This is a genomic window from Dolichospermum lemmermannii CS-548, assembly GCF_028330815.1.
Taxonomy (GTDB): domain Bacteria; phylum Cyanobacteriota; class Cyanobacteriia; order Cyanobacteriales; family Nostocaceae; genus Dolichospermum; species Dolichospermum lemmermannii.
The window spans coordinates 1-5,883 of sequence record NZ_JAQMTJ010000122.1 but is presented as its reverse complement, the minus strand read 5'-3'; the positions used below and the strand labels follow the sequence as shown (position 1 = coordinate 5,883).

The 5,883-nt window shown below is 37.0% G+C and carries 6 protein-coding genes; 5 read left to right on the top strand and 1 reads right to left on the bottom strand.

What is annotated here, in order from left to right:
- Window positions 1-150: 150 nt before the first annotated feature.
- Window positions 151-1,041, bottom strand: coding sequence for an ABC transporter permease (locus PN450_RS08340; protein ID WP_271835984.1), 891 nt, complete (start codon window positions 1,039-1,041; stop codon window positions 151-153).
- A 336-nt stretch (window positions 1,042-1,377) separates the two neighbouring features.
- On the opposite strand from PN450_RS08340, the gene PN450_RS08335 reads away from it, so the two are divergent.
- The 5 genes from PN450_RS08335 (at window position 1,378) to PN450_RS08315 (ending at window position 5,709) form a co-directional block, all read left to right on the top strand.
- Window positions 1,378-1,923: a type IV pilin-like G/H family protein gene (locus PN450_RS08335; protein ID WP_271835983.1), complete on the top strand. Its 546-nt coding sequence runs from the start codon at window positions 1,378-1,380 to the stop codon at window positions 1,921-1,923.
- Window positions 1,924-2,234: 311 nt separating this feature from the next.
- Window positions 2,235-4,436 carry an O-linked N-acetylglucosamine transferase, SPINDLY family protein gene (locus PN450_RS08330; protein ID WP_271835982.1) on the top strand — a complete coding sequence of 734 codons (2,202 nt, stop codon included), beginning with the start codon at window positions 2,235-2,237 and terminating at the stop codon, window positions 4,434-4,436.
- 285 nt (window positions 4,437-4,721) lie between these two features.
- The gene (locus PN450_RS08325) at window positions 4,722-4,946 is read left to right on the top strand and encodes a hypothetical protein (RefSeq protein WP_271835981.1); all 225 of its coding nucleotides are present in this window, start codon (window positions 4,722-4,724) and stop codon (window positions 4,944-4,946) included.
- Window positions 4,943-5,206, top strand: coding sequence for a type II toxin-antitoxin system RelE family toxin (locus PN450_RS08320; RefSeq protein ID WP_271835980.1), 264 nt, complete (start codon window positions 4,943-4,945; stop codon window positions 5,204-5,206). The genes PN450_RS08325 and PN450_RS08320 overlap by 4 nt, the downstream gene beginning before the upstream one ends.
- A 179-nt stretch (window positions 5,207-5,385) precedes the next feature.
- Window positions 5,386-5,709: a nucleotidyltransferase domain-containing protein gene (locus PN450_RS08315; RefSeq protein ID WP_148763984.1), complete on the top strand. Its 324-nt coding sequence runs from the start codon at window positions 5,386-5,388 to the stop codon at window positions 5,707-5,709.
- Window positions 5,710-5,883: the final 174 nt, after the last annotated feature.

Genomic DNA, 5,883 nt, shown 5'->3' with positions numbered 1-5,883 from the left:
TTTGGAGAACTATTTTTGGCAATGACCGATAATTTATCTTCCAAATGCTTCGCCCCTACTAACAACTGTACGGGCGAAGCATTTGGAGAACTATTTTTGGCAATGACCGATAATTTATCTTCCAAATGCTTCGCCCCTACTGACAACTGACTATTGCCTATTTTCTCTTCTTAGACGAGGATTGACAAATTCATTCAACCCCTCACCAAGTAGTGATAACCCTACAACTAAAGTTGTCATTGCTAAACCAGGAAACAGGGTAGTCCACCAAATGCCTGTAGGTAGTGCTTCTAGAGCTTGTTTTAAATCATATCCCCATTCTGGCACGTCTTCGGGTAATCCTAACCCTAAAAATCCTAACCCGCCTAAAACTAAGATGGCATCTGCGGCGTTGAGGGTAAAGAGGACGGGGACGCTTTGAATAACATTGAAAAATAGATACCTTGATAAGACAACCCAGGTAGAAGCACCCATGGCTTGTGCAGCTTCTATATATACTTCAGTTTTGACGCTGACAGTGTGGTTACGGACAACGCGATAATATTGGGGAACGTAAGCTATACTAATAGCGATCGCTGCATTTAAGATTCCTCGTCCCACGACAAAAGCCAATGTTACTGACAGTAACAAGCCTGGCAAAGTATAAATACTATCCATAAGAAATAATAGGGCTTTATCCAATTTTCCCCCCAAATAACCGCTGACCATGCCCAAAGGTACACCGATGATCATGCTCAATGATGTTGCTAAAGTCACAACTTGCAGCGCGGCTTGTACACCAAACACACTGCGAGAAAAGACATCATAACCCAAACGACTTGTGCCAAACCAATGTTTGGCCGAAGGTGGTTCATGAATAGGATTAGAGAGAAACTCTCTGGGGTTTTGCAACCATCCCCAACTTTGGAAAACAGGAGCAAAAAAGGCTAAGAAGATGAAAAATAGGGTCATACCAATCCCAATTAGCATTAATCGCTGGGATAGGCTCGGATTTTTCGTAAATTTCCAGAAATTTGGTAATTGCTTTTTGGTAATCGTCATATATTAATAACTGGGAGTATTCAACTCGTTCCCAGTCTCTGACTGGGAATGTAGATGTGAGGCTCTGCCTCGAATCAAGTATAGTAGAGCCACAACTTTTTGGAGTCTATTCCCCGGTAGAGCTAGGGAACGAGGGATAGTAGCCATGTCTATTTTCAGCCTCTAGATAGTGAAAGCACCTCTCTATAAGGATTTTAGCCTATTTTTAACCCCCAGTTAGAACTGTTGAACAGATGGGAAAAAAGTTTTTTCCTGGAAGTGATATGAAATTGATCGGAATGGGGTAAGTTATTTCCATCAAGAAACGAACAATAGTCCAAATCAAGGAAAAATACCATGAAAACCGAACTAAAAGCCAAATTCATCCAACAAATCCTCAGCAAAAAGAAAGATAGCGAAGGTTTCACCCTTATTGAACTGTTAGTTGTTATTATCATCATCGGTATTCTATCCGCTATTGCTCTACCTTCTTTCCTCAGCCAATCAGCAAAAGCTAAACAAACGGAAGCGAAAAGCTTTGTTGGTACAGTCAACAGGGCGCAACAGGCTTTCCGCATGGAAAATCAACAGTTTACTACCGATACTGCGGCTCTGCAAGTCAATATTCCAAATACCGCAGCAAATGATACTAGTGGGAATTTCTACTATGTTTATACCATTCCTGTTGCAAGTACAGGCGCAAGTTCTACTGTTTTTAACGCAGTACCTGTAACTGCTGAAGCTAGCACTCTGAGAGCTTATGCTGGTGGTGTTACTGTTCTCACATCTGGGCAAACAGCCGCTGCTGCTTGTATGACAACCACACCTTCTGGCACTGCTCCCACAGTTACCCTGACTGCCTCTGCGGCCTCCTGTGCTGCTAATGCTAACAACATGAAATAAAGTTGAATGCTTTATTTTTGTGAATGATATAGGATTTTTTTGTCGGATTTTTTCACATCTTGTGGGGGTTAACTGTGTTAATCCCTGCTTTTGATGTTGATTTATGTTTCTAACGGCCAAAACTAATATTAATTTAGAGGATGTTTGAAAAGTATCAGAATTAATCGAGATCCCCCCAACCCCCCTTACAAAGGGGGGCTAAATTTCTCAAAGTCCCCCTTTTCAAGGGGGATTTAGGGGGATCAGATCTCACACGAAAAAGTTTTCAAACAACCTCTTAGACTTGTGTATTCATCCTTTCAAAGTTTTTAATGATTACCACCAACTTAAATAATCAAATTTCTGCTACCCCAAGCTTATTAACTATTCAAGAATATGAACAAAATATTACAGAAAATCCCCAGGAAGTTACTAATTATTGGTATTTAGGATTGGCTTTGTTATTAGCAGGAAGAGAAGAAGAAGCGCAGATAGTCTGGATGACTCCACTGCTAGAATTTGGAGAGGAAGAATCGGAACAATGGCTACTGCAATTAACAGAAATTTTATTCAATGCTGCTCAACAACAGGAAACAGATTCTCAATCTCAATTTGCTTGGGTAATTCGTCAACACATTAGAGAATTTGTCCCTGGTGATATTAATAATCTTTTAAAAATAATTGAACTAAATATTGATTTAGAAATTGAGGATTTGCAAACAAATGTTAATCAATTAATTGCCATTATATCCGAACTAATAGAACCCCCTATTTTTGATGAGAAATTATTAGTGCAAGTGATTGAGAAGTTACTTCGTCCTAACCCAGTTGATCCTCCTGCTTCGATAGATAAATTAGTAAAAGCCTTTATACCTTATTTAATAAATTCTGAAACTATTATTAAATTATTGATAGATAAAGCTGATGTCTATAGTCATTTTTTCGACTACCAGATGTCACTTTATTTTGCGAAAATTGCCTACCACCTAAGACCCAATAATTTAGTTTGTCTTGGCAAAATTATTTTTTCCCTGCAAAGTCTATCAGGATCTTATAATAAAGAGTCTATTGATTGGGCAAACAAATATTTAGAAATTGCTCAAGAACCAATTGATAAAATTCTCGGTACTCACTTCTTACTAACAGGATTTTTACAGTCTCTTGATTATCCAGAACAAGCGGTTCAGATTTACCAACAATATAAACAACTTTTATCTGATCTTGTCAACAATCAAACAGAAAGCAAAAGTTTAATTGATATCTTAGCCATTGGTCACTTTTTCCTATACATGGAAGATAATCCCCATGAAAATAGATTAATTCGCAATGGATTAGCTGCTTTATGTCAAAAAATGATGTGGAAAGAGTATTCTCAAGAGATTAACATTTATCAACAGCGTTTGAATACACCTCGTCCTGCTTTGAGTGAGCGTCCTTTAAGAATCGGCTATGTATCAGAGTGTTTTATTTCTCATTCTGTCGGTTATTTAGCCTGGTGGTTATTAAAATATCATAATCGCCAAGAATTTGATATTCATTTATATTCTTTAAGAGAGAATATTTATGATCCACAACAACAAGCTTATCAAAACGAATTTGGTGATCATTTTCATCAATTATGCCCGCCCATAGTGACGGTTACAGATAAAATAAATGAAGATGAAATAGATATTTTAGTTGATTTAGATAGTTTAACTTCCTATAGTAATTGTGCTATTTTAGCCTTGAAACCCGCACCGATTCAAGTTAGTTGGTTAGGGTATGATGCCACTGGTTTCCCGACGGTTGATTATTTTATTGCTGATAACTATGTTTTACCTGCATCAGCACAGGATTATTATACAGAAAAGATTTGGCGACTCCCGCAAAATTATATTGGTATTGATGGCTTTACCGTGGGAACACCAGCTATCAGTAGAGAATCTTTAGATATTCCTAATGATGGGATTATTTATTTTAGTTCTCAAACTGGATTAAAACGTAATCCCGATAATATCCGGTTACAAATGCAAATTATCAAACAAGTTCCTAATAGTTATTTTCTGCTGAAAAGTTTTCGCAGCAATCATGAAGATCTGCAAAATTTTATTGCTCCCCTTGCTGAAGCCGAAGGACTTGATTTAGAATGTTTTAGGTTTTTACCCTCTGCACCTACAGACATGGAACACCGCGCCAATTTAGCCATTGCAGATATCGTCTTAGATACCTATCCCTATAATGGTGCAACCACAACCCTAGAAACATTATGGATGGGTATACCTATAGTGACAAGAGTGGGGGAACAATTTGCAGCCCGGAACAGCTATACAATGATGATGAATGTGGGTGTAACTGAAGGTTTAGCTTGGAGTGATGAAGAGTATGTCGAGTGGGGTGTGAGGTTGGGTAAGGATGAGAAATTAAGACAAGAAATTGTGTGGAAATTGCGAAAGTCAAGACAAACATCACCGCTATGGAATGGTCAGAAATTTGCGCGGGAAATGGAAAATGCTTATCAGCAAATGTGGCAAAAGTATGTTGATAGCAGAAAATAAGTAGGTTGGGTTGACGCAAGGAAACCCAACATTTATGGTAACTTTGATTATAATGAGGAATATAAGAGGGTGTTTGAAAAGTTATGGTTGATGTATCAAATATTTTTTACCCCACCCTAACCCTCCCCTTGTAAAGGGGAGGGAACTGGATTTTTATTGTTTCCCCCTTTTACAAGGGGAAAGGGGGGTAGGAATGTGATGAAAATTACGGAATACCACTTTTCAAACATCCTCTAAGGAGAAAATTACCATCTCTGTAATATTTTACTATAAATAGGTGTAAAAATGGAAACGACAAGTAGAAAACAGGTTTTATTGAAAGCAATTTATGAAAGATTAGAACAAGTTTATGAAGACACATTGGAAGATGTTTTAGAACTGTTAAATATTTCTGATCGTGAAGATGCGGAGGATATCGCAGATGCGGTTGCTGAATTAGAAGACGCAAAGGTAAACGGTACAATATCCTGGGAAGATTACCAGAAAGAATTGCAAGAATCAAAATTATGAGTTATCAAATAGAATTTACCAGGGGTGCTATCAAGCAACTTCAAAAAATACCAACTAATATTAGGGAAAGAATTGATTTAAAAATTCAAGAATTAGCACTTGAACCACGTCCTGATGGAGTTAAAAAATTAGAAAGTGAATTGTCACTTTACCGTATTAGAGTAGGTGATTACAGAGTTGTTTATCAAATACAAGATAATATTTTATTAATAAATGTGGTTAAGATCAAACATCGTAGTGATGCTTATCGTCAAAAATAGCTTAGAGGTTGTTTGAAAAGTATTATATCAAATCGGTAATCTCCAAAAACCTAACCCCCCTACCCCCCTTCCCTGCAAGGGAATGGGGGTTTTAAAGCCTCTCCCCTTGCAGGGGAGAGGTTTGGAGAGGGGTCAGTCTATACATTCAAAACTTTTCAAACACCCTCTTAGTTTAATTAATCAAAGTTCTAACAGTAAATAAAATTCTAGCAAAAATTAAAACATTCGTCCAAAAAACCTATCAAGATAATTTAGATCAAGTTATCTTGTTTGGTTCTCGCGCTAGAGGTGATCATCATGCTGATTCTGATGTAGATATTTTAATTGTTTTAAAAAAACCGTTTAACTATTCTCAAGAAATCGAAAAAACTAGCATTTTTATTTCTGAACTATCCTTAGAATGTGACTTAGTTATTTCTCGTGTTTTTGCTGAAACTAAAGATTTTAATTCTAAAAATACTCCTTTTTTTATGAATGTCAGAAAGGAGGGGATAATTTTATGAATGATGAACAGAAATTGTTATGAGGTACATATTTAGCGGGCAAGATGCCCGCACTACAAGAAATTTTTGGGTATTTTTTTAATTGGAAGTCCCTTATATTAAACATAACACAAAATCAACTACAACAACTGTATGAGATTGACGATTATCTTTGGTTAGAAGAAACCATTACAG

Excerpts from the sequence above, each read along its gene's own strand:
- PN450_RS08340 (WP_271835984.1), bottom strand. The coding sequence starts at position 1,041 with ATGACGATTACCAAAAAGCAATTACCAAATTTCTGGAAATTTACGAAA.
- PN450_RS08335 (WP_271835983.1), top strand. The coding sequence starts at position 1,378 with ATGAAAACCGAACTAAAAGCCAAATTCATCCAACAAATCCTCAGCAAA.
- PN450_RS08330 (WP_271835982.1), top strand. The coding sequence starts at position 2,235 with ATGATTACCACCAACTTAAATAATCAAATTTCTGCTACCCCAAGCTTA.
- PN450_RS08325 (WP_271835981.1), top strand. The coding sequence starts at position 4,722 with ATGGAAACGACAAGTAGAAAACAGGTTTTATTGAAAGCAATTTATGAA.
- PN450_RS08320 (WP_271835980.1), top strand. The coding sequence starts at position 4,943 with ATGAGTTATCAAATAGAATTTACCAGGGGTGCTATCAAGCAACTTCAA.